Origin of the sequence: Vreelandella massiliensis, assembly GCF_900155385.1 — a bacterium.
Classification (GTDB): domain Bacteria; phylum Pseudomonadota; class Gammaproteobacteria; order Pseudomonadales; family Halomonadaceae; genus Vreelandella; species Vreelandella massiliensis.
In genome coordinates this window covers 999955-1014909 of the sequence record NZ_LT699745.1, presented here as the reverse complement: position 1 = coordinate 1014909, position 14955 = coordinate 999955, and the positions used below count along the sequence as shown (strand labels likewise).

13 protein-coding genes are annotated in these 14955 nt (G+C 57.7%); 10 read left to right on the top strand and 3 right to left on the bottom strand.

Annotated elements, in window-relative coordinates; all coding sequences use genetic code 11:
• Positions 1–27 precede the first annotated feature (27 nt).
• From ccoG to fnr, 7 genes are all read left to right on the top strand, one after another.
• Positions 28–1467, top strand: a complete 1440-nt coding sequence (gene ccoG, locus BQ9846_RS09375) for a cytochrome c oxidase accessory protein CcoG (RefSeq protein ID WP_075880721.1) — start codon at positions 28–30, stop codon at positions 1465–1467.
• A 4-nt stretch (positions 1468–1471) separates the two neighbouring features.
• Positions 1472–1978, top strand: a complete 507-nt coding sequence (locus BQ9846_RS09370; RefSeq protein ID WP_075880720.1) for a FixH family protein — start codon at positions 1472–1474, stop codon at positions 1976–1978.
• 11 nt (positions 1979–1989) lie between these two features.
• Positions 1990–4470 (top strand): heavy metal translocating P-type ATPase, encoded by a 2481-nt coding sequence (locus BQ9846_RS09365; protein WP_075880719.1) that lies wholly within the window; start codon positions 1990–1992, stop codon positions 4468–4470.
• Positions 4467–4715, top strand: coding sequence for a cbb3-type cytochrome oxidase assembly protein CcoS (gene ccoS, locus BQ9846_RS09360; RefSeq protein WP_075880718.1), 249 nt, complete (start codon positions 4467–4469; stop codon positions 4713–4715). The genes BQ9846_RS09365 and ccoS overlap by 4 nt, the downstream gene beginning before the upstream one ends.
• Positions 4712–5410 carry a sulfite exporter TauE/SafE family protein gene (locus tag BQ9846_RS09355; protein WP_075880717.1) on the top strand — a complete coding sequence of 233 codons (699 nt, stop codon included), beginning with the start codon at positions 4712–4714 and terminating at the stop codon, positions 5408–5410. The genes ccoS and BQ9846_RS09355 overlap by 4 nt, the downstream gene beginning before the upstream one ends.
• A 143-nt stretch (positions 5411–5553) precedes the next feature.
• A complete protein-coding gene (gene hemN, locus BQ9846_RS09350) occupies positions 5554–6981 on the top strand; it encodes an oxygen-independent coproporphyrinogen III oxidase (protein WP_075880716.1) in 1428 nt (475 codons plus the stop codon).
• Between the two features lie 93 nt (positions 6982–7074).
• On the top strand, positions 7075–7827 hold the full coding sequence (gene fnr / locus BQ9846_RS09345; RefSeq protein WP_075880715.1) for a fumarate/nitrate reduction transcriptional regulator Fnr: 753 nt from the start codon (positions 7075–7077) through the stop codon (positions 7825–7827).
• Here fnr and ttcA read toward each other — a convergent pair.
• From ttcA to BQ9846_RS09330, 3 genes are all read right to left on the bottom strand, one after another.
• Positions 7814–8731 (bottom strand): tRNA 2-thiocytidine(32) synthetase TtcA, encoded by a 918-nt coding sequence (gene ttcA / locus BQ9846_RS09340; protein ID WP_075880714.1) that lies wholly within the window; start codon positions 8729–8731, stop codon positions 7814–7816. The genes fnr and ttcA overlap by 14 nt on opposite strands.
• A gap of 76 nt (positions 8732–8807) precedes the next feature.
• Positions 8808–9482 carry a 3'-5' exonuclease family protein gene (locus BQ9846_RS09335; RefSeq protein WP_235818946.1) on the bottom strand — a complete coding sequence of 225 codons (675 nt, stop codon included), beginning with the start codon at positions 9480–9482 and terminating at the stop codon, positions 8808–8810.
• Entirely contained in the window at positions 9479–11299 is a 1821-nt protein-coding gene (locus BQ9846_RS09330; RefSeq protein ID WP_075880713.1) for a putative nucleotidyltransferase substrate binding domain-containing protein, read from the bottom strand. The genes BQ9846_RS09335 and BQ9846_RS09330 overlap by 4 nt, the downstream gene beginning before the upstream one ends.
• An 844-nt stretch (positions 11300–12143) precedes the next feature.
• Between BQ9846_RS09330 and BQ9846_RS09325 the strand changes: the two genes are divergently transcribed.
• The 3 genes from BQ9846_RS09325 (at position 12144) to BQ9846_RS09315 (ending at position 14845) form a co-directional block, all read left to right on the top strand.
• The gene (locus BQ9846_RS09325; RefSeq protein WP_075880712.1) at positions 12144–12404 is read left to right on the top strand and encodes a DUF4212 domain-containing protein; all 261 of its coding nucleotides are present in this window, start codon (positions 12144–12146) and stop codon (positions 12402–12404) included.
• A gap of 6 nt (positions 12405–12410) precedes the next feature.
• Positions 12411–14207, top strand: coding sequence for a sodium:solute symporter family protein (locus tag BQ9846_RS09320; protein WP_075880711.1), 1797 nt, complete (start codon positions 12411–12413; stop codon positions 14205–14207).
• Positions 14208–14335: 128 nt separating this feature from the next.
• Positions 14336–14845 carry a hypothetical protein gene (locus BQ9846_RS09315; protein ID WP_075880710.1) on the top strand — a complete coding sequence of 170 codons (510 nt, stop codon included), beginning with the start codon at positions 14336–14338 and terminating at the stop codon, positions 14843–14845.
• The last annotated feature ends 110 nt before the right edge of the window (positions 14846–14955 follow it).

The following is a 14955-nucleotide window of genomic DNA, read 5'->3' as shown; positions in this document are numbered from 1 at the left end:
CCCGCTTCCTTGAGCTGCGATTTCGCTATGGAAAAGATACCCAGCAAAGACGTCACGCCTAAGCCGAAAAAACAGTCTTCCCATCAAGGTGAAGCCGTCACCCAAAATATGTACGCCGAGCGTAAGCATATCTACGTGCGCGAAATTAAGGGCTTCTTTCAGAAGGTAAGGCGCAGCGCCAACTGGGCGTTGATGCTCGCTTTTTTTCTGCTCCCTTGGATCAATATTGGCGGAAGACCAGCGATCTGGTTCGACCTCCCCGGCCGTGAGTTCCATATCTTTACCACGACGTTTTATCCCCAGGAGTTTGTGCTGCTGTCGTGGCTACTGATTATTTGTGCCTTCGGCCTCTTTTTAATCACCGTGTTCGCCGGGCGTGTCTGGTGCGGCTACACCTGCCCACAAAGCGTCTGGACCTTTCTGTTTATCTGGCTTGAGCACCGTATCGAAGGCCCGCGCAACAAGCGTATCAAGCTCGACAAACAGCCCCTCACAAAAGAGAAGCTCGCGCGCAAGAGTGCAAAGCACGCAGCGTGGCTATTTATCGCATTCGCCACAGGGGCCACCTTTGTTGGCTACTTTACGCCTATACGAGAACTGCTCCCCGACCTGGCCGCTCTACAAGCTAACGGCTGGTCCTATTTTTGGGTCGGCTTTTTTACTGTCTTCACTTACCTGAATGCTGGCTGGCTGCGCGAACAGGTGTGCATCTACATGTGCCCTTACGCCCGCTTCCAGTCGGTGATGTTCGACCGCGACACTCTTATCGTTTCCTACGATGCCAATCGTGGGGAGCCGCGCGGCAAGCGCAAAAGAAGCCTAAGCCATGAAGAGGCGCGCGCCGCCGGACATGGCGACTGCATCGATTGCGACCTCTGCGTACAAGTCTGCCCTACCGGCATCGATATCCGCGATGGCCTGCAGTATGAGTGCATCACCTGCGCCGCTTGTATTGACGCTTGCGACAGCGTGATGGACAAAATGGGGTATCCACGCGGATTGATTCGCTACACCACGGAAAATGCCCTGGAGGGTAAACCGACGCATATTCTTCGCCCCCGTTTAATGGGCTATTTTGCCGCACTGATCATAATGATTGGCGCCTTCGCTTGGGCGGTGAACGATCGTATGCCGCTTGATGTCGAAGCCGAGCGTGAGCGTACTCAGCTCTACCAAGTCACCCGCGATGGCCGCATTAGCAACGCTTACAACTTGACGGTGCGCAACCTCGATAACCGCGATCACACTTACCGTATCAGTGCTTCTGGCCTTGAGGGCTTGCGCTTAGATCAAGACACTATTAGCGTGCCGGCGGGCGAGTCGCGCTCCGAGGCCATCACCGTGACAGCTGACGCTGACTCGATTACCCAACCCAGCCATGAAATCGTATTAACCATTGAGTCTGAACTCGACAACAGCATTCGCTTAGAGCGCGATTCGCGCTTTATCGGCGATATTAGGAGATAGCACTATGTCATCCTCTTCGGTGACACCTTGGTATAAGCAGTTCTGGCCCTGGTTTTTACTTGGGCTGCTGTTTTCCTCCATCGCGTTTAGCATGCTCTTTTTGTTCTTTTCGATTCGCCACTACGACGGGTCGATTTCAGGGGACTACTATGAGCGCGGCTTGGGCATCAACGAGCAGTTAGCTAAACAGGAGCATGCCAGCGACTTGGGGTTATCGGCGACGCTGATGGTCGACAATCTCACCGGTGACGTGGTGATTGACTTGGCCGGCGAGCGCCAGCCAGACACGCTACACCTGGCGCTGATTTTTCCTACCGACAGCGACTTTGATCGCGAGTTAACGCTCAATCACGTCCGCAATGGGCGCTATGTCGGCACCCTGGAAGAACCGCTGCAGTATCGCTGGTACTTGCAGCTACAGCCTGAGGCCGGCGACGAAGCCGAGTGGCGCCTCACCGGCGAGGCGCGCTTCCCTAGCGAGGAGAAAGCCAACTTGATTCCCGGCATTTAGGCCGCTGACAGATGAGCGCGAACACCGCAGCAGTCTCCCAAACGCCCACCTTCTGCTACCACTGTGGCAACCCGGTGCCCTCTGGGGCACCGTGGCGCATTGAGATTGACGATACGTCGCACCCTCTCTGCTGCCCGGGCTGCGAGGCGGTTGCCCACGCGATCGTCGAAGGCGGCCTTGAAAGCTACTACCGCTACCGCACCGAACTGCCTGAGCGCCCGGATGAACGCCAAGCCGCGAATGCCGACACCTGGCAAGTCTTCGATGACCCGGGGCTGCAAGCCAAATTTGTGCATCCCGAGGGCGATAGCGGCCATGTTCACGCCACCCTTGCAGTTGACGGCATTACCTGTGCCGCCTGTGCCTGGCTGATCGAGCACCGCCTCAATGCGCTAAACGGGGTGGAATCTAGCGCCGTCAACCTCACCCACCACCGCGTGCGTATCAGCTGGGACCCAGCAGTGATCAAGCTTTCCCAGCTTCTCGCCGAACTAGCGGCAATTGGCTATACCGCGCAGCCTTACGAGCCGGATAAAGCCCAAGCCCGCTTGCAGCAAGAAGAGCGCATGAACGTGCGGCGCCTGATTATCGCCGCCGTCGGCATGATGCAGGTGATGATGTTCTCGATCCCCATTTACGTGGCGGGGCCAGAGGGCATGTCGGAGGATTTCTACGCCCTGTTCCACTGGCTCTCGTTTGCACTGGCCACACCGGTGGTGTTTTTTTCCGCGCTGCCGTTTTTCCGCAACGCCCTGCGCGATGTGAAATCCGGCATGCTCGGGATGGATGTCCCGGTATCGCTGGCGATTGGCTGCGCCTATGCCGCCAGTGCCTACGCGGTGATTTTTAATGTCGGCGAGGTGTACTTCGACTCGGTGGCGATGTTCACCTTCTTTCTGCTTTTTAGCCGCTATATCGAAGCCCGCGCGCGGCGGCGAAACGGCCAGAGCGGCAACGCTTTGAGCGGCGTGCTGCCGGTCTACGCGACCCGCTTGGATGACGACGGCAGCGAACGCATTCTGCCGGCCAGCGAACTGCATGCCGGCGACCGCGTCTTGATCAAACCGGGGCACGGTGTCCCCGCCGATGGCGTGATCGAGGATGGCCAGTCCAGCCTGGACGAATCAATGCTCACCGGCGAGTATCTTCCCGTTACCCGTGGCGTGGGCGAGCGCATTGTCGGTGGCAGCCAAAACATGGAGAACCCGCTGGTCATGCGCGTTACCCATGCGGGCAATGACGCTCGGGTGGCCAATATTGTCGACCTCACCGACCGCGCCTTCGCCAGCCGCCCGCGCCTGGCCCAGATGGCCGCCCGCATGGCGCACCTTTTTGTGCTGCGCCTGTTGATCGTCACGGTCTGCGTCACGGCGGTATGGTGGTGGATTGACCCATCGCGGGTGCTATGGGTGATGCTCTCTGTGTTAGTCGTCACCTGCCCATGCGCGCTGGCGCTTGCTACGCCCACCGCGCTCACCGCCGGGCACGGGCAGCTAAGAAAGCGCGGCGTGCTGATTACCCGCGCCGATGCCATGGAGTCGCTGTCGAACGCCACCCGAGTCATTTTTGACAAAACGGGCACCCTCACTCGGGGTGAGATGCAGCTGATCGACACCCACTCCTTTGACAGCACCCTAAGCGCCGAACGTGCCCGCGCGATAGCGGCAGCGCTTGAAGCCCACTCCGAGCACCCTATCGCCCGTGCGTTTCGTCCCTTTCGCGATGCCACGCTTCAGGCGCGAGCGCTGCGTAGCGTGACCGGCCAAGGGCTTGAAGGCACGTTAATGGGTAAACGCTGGCGCCTGGGTAAACCCCACTTCGCCTGTTCGCAGCCGCCGGCATCCCCGGGCGAAGGCCAGTGGCTGCTGTTGAGTGAGGATGACACGCCGCGCGCCTGGTTTCGCCTGCACGATGGCGTGCGCGACGATGCTGCGCAGACCATTGCGGCGCTGCGGGAGAGCGGCTTGGCGGTTGAGCTACTCTCGGGGGATACCCCCGACGCCGTTGAAGAGCTTGCCCAGCAGCTTGGCATTACGACATGGCATGCGGGCACCAGCCCCGAAGGCAAGCTCGCGCGGATCCAAACCCTCCAGGCCGAAGGTGAATGCGTTGTCATGGTGGGCGATGGCATTAACGATGTGCCGGTGCTCGCCGGCGCGGATGTGGCCATCGCCATGAACAGCGCCACCGACCTCGCCCGCACTCGTGCTGATGCGGTCCTGCTTAGCCCGAGGTTGACCCGTATCGCGGACGCGGTGGAAATTTCCCGCGCGACACGGCGCGTGATGCGCCAAAACATGATCTGGTCGGTCTGTTACAATTTCACCGCCATGCCTTTGGCGGCCTTGGGCTTGGTGCCGCCTTGGCTGGCCGCCATAGGCATGTCGTTTAGCTCGCTGGTGGTGGTGACCAACGCCCTGCGCTTAACCCGCTGGAAGCGCCGAGCAGGCGCCACCGTCAAGGCTCCAACCGCTAAACCGGTGTCCGTATGAAAATTCTCTATCTGCTAATCCCGCTCTCTCTGGTGCTGCTGGGCCTCGCGGTATGGGCCTTTTTCTGGGCGGTCAAAAATGATCAGTTCGATGATTTAGAGGGACCGGCGCACCGCATCCTGTTTGATGAAGATGAGAACGACTTGCCACCCGAAGAGCGCCAGCGCCGCCAGCAGGCCCGCGAGCGAAAAACCACAACAGCCGCCGATGACGATGCCTCCCATAACGATAGCGACACCCGATGAACCCCACCGGCCTTGACCTGCCGCCGCTGCTCGCTGCCTTCGTCTTCGGCCTGATGGGCGGAGCGCACTGCATCGGCATGTGCGGTGGCATCATGAGCGCGCTGACATTTGCCGTCCCCCCGAGCATGCGTCATCCGGCGCGTTTAGGCGGGCTGCTTTTAAGCTATAACGTTGGCCGCGTGATGAGTTATATGCTCGCCGGTGCACTGGTCGCCTCCCTCGGCACGCTCCTGTCGCTCTCCCCTGGCGCCGGCGTGGCGCTGCAAGCGTTTGCTGCGGTGATGCTGATTTTAATGGCGCTCTACATCGCCAACTGGTGGAAGGGCCTACTTAAAGTGGAAGCGGTGGGGCGGCGTTTTTGGCACTTTATCGAGCCTTTCGGGCGGCGTTTAATGCCCGTGGTCAAATTGCCACAGGCGTTTGCGCTGGGGGCGATTTGGGGGTGGCTGCCGTGCGGGCTGGTCTATTCGATGCTGGCGTGGAGCCTTGCCATCGCAGACCCGCTACGCGGCGCCTTGCTAATGGGGGCGTTTGGCGTCGGCACACTTCCCGCGCTGCTCGCCACCGGCCTTGCCGCGCGCCAGCTAAGAGATTTGATCCGCCATCCCACCACGCGCACCATTGCCGCGCTAAGCATTATAGCGTTCGCCTTGTGGCAACTGTTTACCCTTTATACGCCGGGTAGCGCCCATTAGCCGCGTCTCAACGCTCACCAAAGCGTACGCGAGCGTGTGTAAAGACGTTGCACTTCAACGCTTCTTTGACGTGGCTCAACTCCTTCATGGCGGGGCAGCGCTAGGATAACGCTATCGTTACTACCCTGCACTGGAGCCTCTTCATGGCCGTTCACGCTCACGCTGCTTCTTCTCCTTTTGACACCGCAGCGCCCCAACACGCTGCCTGGGATGAAGCGTTATTGCGCCGCTATGATAAAAGCGGCCCGCGTTATACGTCTTACCCAACGGCGCTCTCGTTTCATGAGCAGTTCGGCACCGAGGAGTTTACCGCCGCGCTTGAGCGCAGCAACCAGAGCGATCGCGCGCTGTCGCTCTACGTCCACGTCCCGTTTTGCCGCAAAATCTGCTTCTACTGCGCCTGCAACAAAATCGCGACCAAAAATACCCAGCTAGCCGAGCCCTATCTCTCGCGCCTTGATCGCGAAATGGTGCTCACCGCGCGCCATCTTGATACGTCGCGTAGCGTTGAGCAGCTGCACTGGGGCGGCGGGACGCCTACGTTTTTGACCTTGGATCAGATGAGCGACTTGATCGACCGGTTAGACGCCCGGTTTGGTCTCTCCTCCTCGCCCGATCGCGACTACGCCATCGAAATCGATCCGCGCGAAGCGGATGTTTTCACCCTGCGCCATTTGCAGACGCTGGGCTTCAATCGCATCAGTCTCGGGGTTCAAGACCTAAACCCCACGGTGCAAAAGGCCATCAACCGCGTTCAGCCGCGCGTTCTCACCGAAACGCTGATGGATGAAGCGCATCGACTGGGCTTTCGTTCGCTGAACCTGGATTTGATTTACGGTTTGCCGCATCAAACGCAAGCGAGCTTTGCCGACACGCTGCAGCAGGTGATTGAGTTAAATCCCGCACGCCTTTCGGTGTTTAACTATGCCCACATGCCCCAGCGCTTTGCCCCGCAACGGCGTATCAACGACGCGGACCTGCCAAGCGCGGAAGAGAAACTTGAGATTCTGCACACCACTATCGACATGCTGACCCAGGCCGGCTATGTGCATATCGGCATGGATCACTTCGCCCGTCCGGACGATAGCCTCGCCATTGCCCAGCGCGAAGGCACCCTGCAGCGCAACTTCCAAGGCTACTCCAGCCACGCCCAGTGCGACCTAGTGGGCCTTGGCGTCTCAGCCATTTCACGGGTCAACGATGTCTACGCACAAAACCCCACCGACCTTGCCCGCTATGAGCAAGCACTCGATGCGGGGCAGCTCGCCACGGTGAAAGGGCTGCGCTTAAGCCAGGACGATTTAATTCGTCGCGACGTCATTGAGCGTTTGATGTGCGACATGCAGATCGACTTTGCCGCTGTCAGCCAGCGCTGGGGGATCGATGCGCCGCGCTACTTCGCTGATGCGCTCGCGCGCTTGAAAGGCGCGCAGCGCGACGGCTTGGTAGTACAAGAGGGCGATATGCTGCGGGCCACCCCTATCGGGCGTCTGTTGATTCGCCACCTCGCCATGGCGTTTGACGCACACTTGCCAAGCGATGCCACTCAGCGCTACTCGCGAATTCTATAGACGATATGCGGAACCGGCGATTCACGGATTACGCTTGTCGTCGGCAGGCTGTTCCTCCCATAATGAGGCAGGTCACCATTCATGGAGGAACACATGCCGGAATCCATCAGCCGTCGGCGCCCCGTTTTACATGAGGCGCGATGCCAAACGTGTAGCCTGAGCTCGCTGTGTTTGCCCCTATCGCTTGAGCTCGATGATATCGATCAGTTCGACGCCATCATCCGACGCCGGGCTCCGCTCAAAAAAGGCGAACCGCTATTTCGTCAAGGCGATACTTTTACCAGTGTTTTTGCCGTTCGCTCAGGCAGCCTCAAACAGCTCACCACGGAAGGTGGAGGCAACGATCAACTCACCAACTTTTACCTACCCAGCGAGCTCGTTGGGCTAGACGGTATCGACGAGGAGCACTATCCCGGCAGCGTGGTGGCGCTGGAAACCACCACGGTGTGCGAAATCCCCTTCGACCGCTTGGATTTACTTTCAGAAGAGCTGCCGGAACTGCGGGGCCAACTTTATCGCAGCATGAGCAAGGAACTGCGCGACGATCGCCGCATGATGCGCCTGCTTTCGCGCAAAACCGCCGACCAGCGTTTAGCCAGCTTTTTGATTACGCTGTCCGAGCGCTTTCGCCGCCGCGGCTACTCGCCCTATAGCTTTCGGCTGTCGATGTCGCGGGCCGATATCGGCAACTATTTAGGACTTGCCGTAGAAACCGTCAGCCGCATTTTGAGCCGCTTTCAGAGCCAAAACGTGGTCGCCGTCTCGGGTCGCGAGGTGAATATTCTCGACATGCCGCGTTTGATCAGCCTCTCCGAGGAAGAAGAGGTCGAAGCTAACTCACATTAAAAGCGCGAATGCGGTCGGCCATTAGGTCGGCCTGCTTCGCTTCCAAGCCGGTAAAATCGAATAGCTCACGGTCAGCAAGCTGAGAAGGCGCCACGTTCGTCACTGCCTTAAACATGCTCTCCAAACGGCCCGGATGTTTTTTATTCCACTCGGCGAGCATCTCCTTGACGATTTGACGCTGCATATTGGGCTGCGAGCCGCAAAGATTGCAGGGAATAATCGGAAACGCCATCAAGCGGGAAAACTCGGCGATATCGGCCTCTTTGCAGTAAGCAAGCGGGCGAATCACGATGTTTTTGCCATCGTCGGACAATAGCTTCGGCGGCATGGCCTTGAGGCTACCGCCAAAGAACATATTTAAAAAAAGCGTTTCCAGAATATCTTCGCGATGATGCCCCAAAGCGACCTTGGTCGCGCCGATCTCTTCGGCAAAGCCATACAGCGAGCCACGCCGCAGCCGTGAGCAGAGCGCACAGGTGGTTTTGCCTTCGGGGGTTTTTTCCTTGACCACCGAATAGGTATCGCGCTCTAAAATATGGTAATCAACGCCTAATTGATCCAAATAATCCGGCAAGACGTGTTCAGGAAAACCGGGCTGTTTTTGGTCCAGATTCACCGCAACCAGCGAGAAGTTAACCGGTGCGTTGCGCTGCAGGCTGCGCAAAATCTCCAGCATGGTGTAGCTGTCCTTACCACCGCTTAGGCACACCATGACCTTATCGCCTTCATCGATCATGCCATAATCGATAATCGCGTTGCCGACTTCGCGGCGCAAACGCTTTTGTAGCTTATTGAATTCACGCTTCTGCTTGGCGTCCGCCACAGTGGGCTCGCCCAGTGCCACCGGGGGCGTTTTTAAGGGCGTCGCGGAAACGGTCGGATCAAAATGGTCAACGTGTTGCATAAGCGATAGCACCGCCGATGGGAAGAAAGCGGCCGCTATTCTAACAGCACTCAACGCCAAACGCAGGCGTTAGCGGCTAATCCGCCAGACGCTGCAAGCGTTGATACAGCAGGGCACTGGCGGTAGCTTGATCCAATACGCCACTGAAGGGGCTAAGGGGGATGCGCCAGCGCGCCGCGGCGTGGCAAAGGCTAACGGGCGGGTCAATGAAGGGCTGGCGGCGGCGCCACTCGCGCTGACAAAGCAGGCCAAGATCAACCTGCGCATTGGGCAAGGCAAACCCCAGGTGGTGGTTTAACGCGCGATTGAGCACCTCAAGCTGACGGGGTAACCCCCAGCCGAGTAGTGGGCGGTTACCTATGTGCGCGACAAGCTCGCTGAGGCTGGCTTCATCCACACGCTTTACGCCCTGCGGGGCGTGCTGGAGCCGATGCTGGCGCTGGGGTGAGGTAAGAGAACCTTGACGCGTGATTTCCTTAGCCGGCAGCAGCGTCATCACGTAGGCGGCGCTGGTTTTGATCGCCTGCGGTGAAAAGGGTACGGCCGCAACGCTGAACACGCCGCTTTGATCGATATGGCAGGCAAGCGCAATGGTCTCTTCGCCCATGTAGGGCTGAAACAGCCACGCATAGGGAGAGTTGGCGCAGCGGCGGCGATCGCTTTCGCGGCGCAAAAACGTGCGCAGCGAGCCACTAAAAAATGGCACGTGCCGATCCAGCAAGGCAACATGGCCCATCAACGCCCCTGTCATGAATACTCCAGGTGGTAGCGATGCGACAACCGCTGTTTGAAATCTTTAACAATGTGCAGCGCTTCGCGCAGAAGGTCGCGCTCCAACGATGAGAGCTCCTGCACCACCACGCGATCCGAGCGCTTGCCCACGCTCGCGCTCTCATTCTGAGCTAACTGCTGCTTGAGACGCAGCTCGGTGAACAGCGACAGCGCTTCGCCTAAATCATCGGCAAAACGGCGCTTTAAGCGGCCATCTTCCACCAGGGCATCCAAGCGGTCCAACGTTGACGTGGCCTTGATGCGCCGCTCCAAGGCCATGGTCCGCACGCCGTGAACAATGGGAAAAATCCCGCCTTTTTTGATATCGATACCGTGCTGGGGCTTTTTCAACGAGCCAAAGAGCGTCAGCGGGGTGGAAAAGCGTAGCGCCGTCCGCGCGAAAAGCGAGAGCAACAGCTCATCTTTTGAGGCGTACTCAAACAGGGCATCACGCACGCGCTCCAGCAGTACCGGATTGCCGGCCACGGCGTGGGCATCGAGCATAATCGCGAGCTTCATCAAGCTATCGCCATCGCGTACCTCTACCCAGCGTGCAATGCGCTGAGTCCACTGGCTCACGGTGCCGACCCACTCAGGGTTTGACACCATAATATTGCCCGGACAGGGCGGATACCCCAGCTTCACCAGGGTGTCGGTGAGCTGCTGCATGTCGTTGTGTAAACTGGGCCACTCCAGGTCATCATCGAGAATCAGGCCGTTATCTTGGTCGGTTTTCAGAATCTGTTCGCCGCGCCCTTCACTGCCCATCACCATCATGCAGCTGTCGCTAAAATAGCGTTCGTCCACCGTGAACTGCCACGCTTTGTTGATGATGCGGCCATTGAGCGCCGCCAGTAGATCCATCGCAAAGCGCAGTTTAACCCCCTGGGCCATGAGTGCATCGACAAGCTCCGGCGTGCGATGACTCGCGGCAGAGAGGGTTTCAAGGTCATTGGCCTGCTCCACTTGCAGGCTTACCACATAGCTGCGACTGGAGAAGTAACTCAGCACATCGGTGAGTTCGACGACCCCTTTGACCGACTCGCGCTCCATCACCACCACCCGCGAAACTTTATGCCGCGTCATCTGCACCAGCGCTTCGAACAAGTACTGCATCGGCGTCACGGTGACGAGAGAGAAGTGGGCGATATCCACGACCGGGCAGTCTTGCGGCAAGCCTTCGAGTACCAAGGCATTTAACAGATCCGTTTTGGTCACTACCCCCAAGGCATCGTCACGGCGAACCAATAGGCTGTCAGCGTGGCTGGCATTTAGCTCGCGTACGGCGCCGGCAATGTCGGTGTCAGCCTCCATCAACAGCGGCTCACGCATGCACTCGCTTGCCCGCGCCAGCATAAAGCCCGCCATGGTCACGCCCCCTTCGGCGCGTTTTTCCGTCAGCAGCCTTGCCTTGTGCGCAAGCGACTGACGGAAAAAGTCGTTAAATTCGGGGTAGGTGCGGCATAACTGCTGAAACAGCACTTTAGGGAGTAAATAGCACAGGCACTCCTGCTCGGCGATAAAGCGGTAACGGCTTTTACCGTTGATAATGCTGATCGCGCCAAACAGATCGCCAGCCGTGTAGTGGCCAATGCGCGCGGTCGATGACGGCATCGTCGGGTCGACCTCCGCCACTTCGCCTTTGTGGATCAAAAATACATACTCACCCGCCTGGCCGGTTTCCAGAATCACTTCGTCGCGGTCGAAGTACGCCATGTCCATGCCGCGACGCACGTGCTCCCGACCCGCTTCATCGAGCAGCGTAAACGGGGGTTGTGAAAGATCCACTTCGACCATGGCGGTCACCTCTTATTTAGCGCGCTGCAGTTAGCGCGTGGTAGCTTTTACACTCTCTTTAATTCGCTCTTTCATACGCTCTTTCGTGCGCTTGTTAACGCCATCCGAAACGAGAGAGTGACAGGGTTTTCCCTCAGGAGATCAACTCAGCGCCTAGTTATTGCTTTTATGAGGCGAGATGTTGCAGTGCGACATTGATGCCAACACGGTATTGACCCCGATACTAGGGGTATACCGACTTTATCTTGCACTAGGCAAGCCTAATTCCTTTATACCTTGCGCTATTATCCTTTCGTTTCGCTTAACGTTGAATACATGAAAGCCGCACTAACGCCTGGCAATTTGAAGACAACAAGAAACAAAACAACGGAGCGCAATAAAACAAAAGTACAATGTTAGTCGCCCGATGGCTTGAAAGCCTTGAGACAAACTTTAAAAACTCCCATGCACAGCGGGTACAGCAACAATGGGCCTAGACGTGCCCAAAAAGCTATTATCCCATAGTGCTAACAAGCCCTTGTGTCATCGCGGCAAAAATAACAAAAATCAATATTTTTCATGATGTTATTGAACAACAACCGTCTTCACCTCCACTTTGATACCAAAGTCTGGGATTTAATTTGAGTATTTATTGCCCACTATGATTCCTGAGTCATTCAGGGTAATCGCACGTCACTAACGACCTCGGTGCCATCAGACTGAACGTAAAAAGCCATTGGCGGAGACACGCCGGCAGTTGATGTGATCAATGAGTGACTTCCAAACGTGCGATTGCCCTGGTGGGTCATACGCTATTTTGGGTTAACTTTCCAAACCTTAAAAATCACAAGTGGAGAGCAACACAATGGCAGACGATAAATCTAATGCTGCTGAATACTGGAAGGCTAACGTCCGCACGATCCTCGGATGCCTAGCCGTCTGGGCATTTGTCTCGTATGGCTGTGCCATCCTGTTTCGTCCGCTGCTCGCTGGCATCCCTGTCGGGGGAACCGATCTGGGCTTCTGGTTTGCTCAGCAAGGCTCCATTCTGACGTTCATCGTGCTGATCTTCTTCTACGCCTGGAAGATGAACAAACTCGATGAAAAATATGGACTGGGGGAGTAAGCCAACATGAGTCAGTTTGCAATTAACTTACTGTTCGTCGGCGCATCCTTCGCCCTCTACATCGGCATTGCCGTGTGGGCGCGCGCCGGCTCAACCAAAGACTTCTATGTCGCCGGCGGCGGTGTACACCCGATCACCAACGGGATGGCCACCGCGGCTGACTGGATGTCCGCGGCGTCGTTTATCTCCATGGCGGGTCTTCTCGCCTCTGGGGGGTATGCCAACTCAACCTTCCTGATGGGCTGGACCGGCGGCTACGTCATCCTGGCGATGCTGCTCGCGCCCTACCTGCGTAAGTTCGGCAAGTTCACGGTTCCCGACTTTATCGGCGACCGTTTCTACAGCCGTACCGCGCGCCTGGTGGCCGTTATCTGCTTGATCGTGGCTTCGGTTACATACGTTATCGGTCAGATGACCGGTGCCGGTGTTGCCTTCTCGCGCTTTTTGGAAGTCCCCAACACCGCTGGTATCTGGATTGCCGCGCTGATCGTTTTCCTCTACGCCGTATTCGGTGGCATGAAGGGCATCACCTACACCCAGGTAGCGCAGTACATCGTATTGATCATTGCCTACACCATTCCGGCCGTGTTCATTGCCATGCAGCTGACCGGCAACCCGATCCCGATGTTCGGTATGTTCAGCACGCACACGGAATCTGGCGTTCCGATGCTGACCAAGCTGAATGACGTGGTGAATGCGCTTGGCTTCCGCGACTACACCGCCGACGTGGACAACAAGCTCAACATGGTCTTGTTTACCCTGTCGCTGATGGTAGGTACTGCGGGTCTTCCGCACGTGATCATTCGCTTTTTCACCGTACCGAAAGTGGCTGACGCACGCTGGTCAGCAGGCTGGGCACTGGTGTTCATCGCGCTTCTCTACCTCACCGCCCCGGCGGTTGGCTCCATGGCGCGCCTGAACCTGGCCACCACGGTCTACCCGGAAATGGCGGGCCAAGTGGAAGATTACGATGCCGCCGCGCGTGAGGCACTGGTCTACGAAGAGCGTCCCAGCTGGATCCGCACCTGGGAAGAAACCGGCCTGATCCAATTTGAGGACAAGAACAACGACGGTCGCGTACAGATCTACAACGAAGGCAACGAAGACTTTGCCGCTACCGCTGAAGATCGTGGTTGGGAAGGCAACGAGCTGACCGTCAACAACGACATCCTCGTACTCGCCAACCCAGAAATCGCTAACCTGCCGGGCTGGGTGATCGGTTTGATTGCCGCCGGTGGTATCGCCGCCGCGCTCTCAACCGCTGCCGGTCTACTCTTGGCGATCTCTTCGGCGGTCAGCCATGATTTGATCAAGACCATGATCAATCCGAAGATCAGCGAGAAAGGCGAAATGCTGGCCGCGCGTATCTCCATGGCAGGTGCGATCCTGCTGGCAACCTACCTTGGCCTCAACCCACCCGGGTTTGCCGCGCAAACCGTAGCGCTTGCCTTCGGTATCGCCGGTGCCTCGCTCTTCCCGGCGCTGATGATGGGTATCTTCTCCAAGCGCATCAATAACAAGGGCGCCGTTGCCGGTATGCTGGCTGGCCTGCTGACCACCCTGCTGTATATCTTCACCTACCTGGGCTGGTTCTTTATTCCGGAAACCAACATGCTGCCCAACACACCGGACAACTGGATGTTCGGCATCTCGCCGCTCTCCTTCGGTGCGATCGGTGCTATCATCAACTTCGCGGTAGCGTTCACCGTGGCCAATGCCACTGAAGAGCCTCCGCAAGAGATTCAGGACCTGGTGGAAAGCGTTCGCTATCCGAAAGGTGCTGGTGTGGCCGTGGATCACTAATTCACCTTAGTGACCTCGCCACCAACGTAGCCGGCGCGGTATATATACCGCGCCGGTTCGGTAACGCTTCGGGCTTCCCTAGGGAGGCCCGATTGCTTTCAGAAAGCCCCACTCGGAAAGGATAGAGTATGATCTGGCACTTAATTGCCGCCGTCTTTGCTGGTCTCGCCGCCGCAGGGATAGGCCTATTGCTACGCACCTTAAGCGCTAAGCGGCTACCCAAATGGATCGTGCCAGTGTTTGGCGGACTGGGGATGCTCAGCTATCAGATTTACACCGAATACAGCTGGTTTGAGCACAAACAGCAGCAGCTTCCGGCATCGGCGGAGGTTGTCGCCAGCCAAACGAGTAGCGCGGTGTGGCGCCCCTGGACCTTTGCCTTCCCGATCACCAAAGAGTTTACCGTGATCGACCGTGATAGCGTGCGCATGAGCGAGAGCACACCCCCCGTGGCCGAATTCATGCTCTACCACTTTGAGCGCCATCACGCCGATGTGGTGACCCCGCAAGCCTATGTGCTCAACTGCCGTTCACGCGAAATGCTGCCGCTTGATAGCGAAACCAATGAGCCCGATGTCGAGGCCATGCGCACGCTGCGTCGCGACTCAGGCATTTATACCTTCATTTGCAACGCTTAGCCCTCAACCACCACACGCTGACGCCCTGCCTCCGCCCCGCCGCTGACGCTTGGGGCAATTTGCCCTAGAATAAGCCTTTTTGTGCGGCAAACGGCAACGCAAACGATTGC

What these genes read in the sequence shown, in the direction of transcription:
- ccoG (WP_075880721.1), top strand. Translation starts at nt 28, where the DNA reads ATGGAAAAGATACCCAGCAAAGACGTCACGCCTAAGCCGAAAAAACAG.
- BQ9846_RS09370 (WP_075880720.1), top strand. Translation starts at nt 1,472, where the DNA reads ATGTCATCCTCTTCGGTGACACCTTGGTATAAGCAGTTCTGGCCCTGG.
- BQ9846_RS09365 (WP_075880719.1), top strand. Translation starts at nt 1,990, where the DNA reads ATGAGCGCGAACACCGCAGCAGTCTCCCAAACGCCCACCTTCTGCTAC.
- ccoS (WP_075880718.1), top strand. Translation starts at nt 4,467, where the DNA reads ATGAAAATTCTCTATCTGCTAATCCCGCTCTCTCTGGTGCTGCTGGGC.
- BQ9846_RS09355 (WP_075880717.1), top strand. Translation starts at nt 4,712, where the DNA reads ATGAACCCCACCGGCCTTGACCTGCCGCCGCTGCTCGCTGCCTTCGTC.
- hemN (WP_075880716.1), top strand. Translation starts at nt 5,554, where the DNA reads ATGGCCGTTCACGCTCACGCTGCTTCTTCTCCTTTTGACACCGCAGCG.
- fnr (WP_075880715.1), top strand. Translation starts at nt 7,075, where the DNA reads ATGCCGGAATCCATCAGCCGTCGGCGCCCCGTTTTACATGAGGCGCGA.
- ttcA (WP_075880714.1), bottom strand. Translation starts at nt 8,731, where the DNA reads ATGCAACACGTTGACCATTTTGATCCGACCGTTTCCGCGACGCCCTTA.
- BQ9846_RS09335 (WP_235818946.1), bottom strand. Translation starts at nt 9,482, where the DNA reads ATGACAGGGGCGTTGATGGGCCATGTTGCCTTGCTGGATCGGCACGTG.
- BQ9846_RS09330 (WP_075880713.1), bottom strand. Translation starts at nt 11,299, where the DNA reads ATGGTCGAAGTGGATCTTTCACAACCCCCGTTTACGCTGCTCGATGAA.
- BQ9846_RS09325 (WP_075880712.1), top strand. Translation starts at nt 12,144, where the DNA reads ATGGCAGACGATAAATCTAATGCTGCTGAATACTGGAAGGCTAACGTC.
- BQ9846_RS09320 (WP_075880711.1), top strand. Translation starts at nt 12,411, where the DNA reads ATGAGTCAGTTTGCAATTAACTTACTGTTCGTCGGCGCATCCTTCGCC.
- BQ9846_RS09315 (WP_075880710.1), top strand. Translation starts at nt 14,336, where the DNA reads ATGATCTGGCACTTAATTGCCGCCGTCTTTGCTGGTCTCGCCGCCGCA.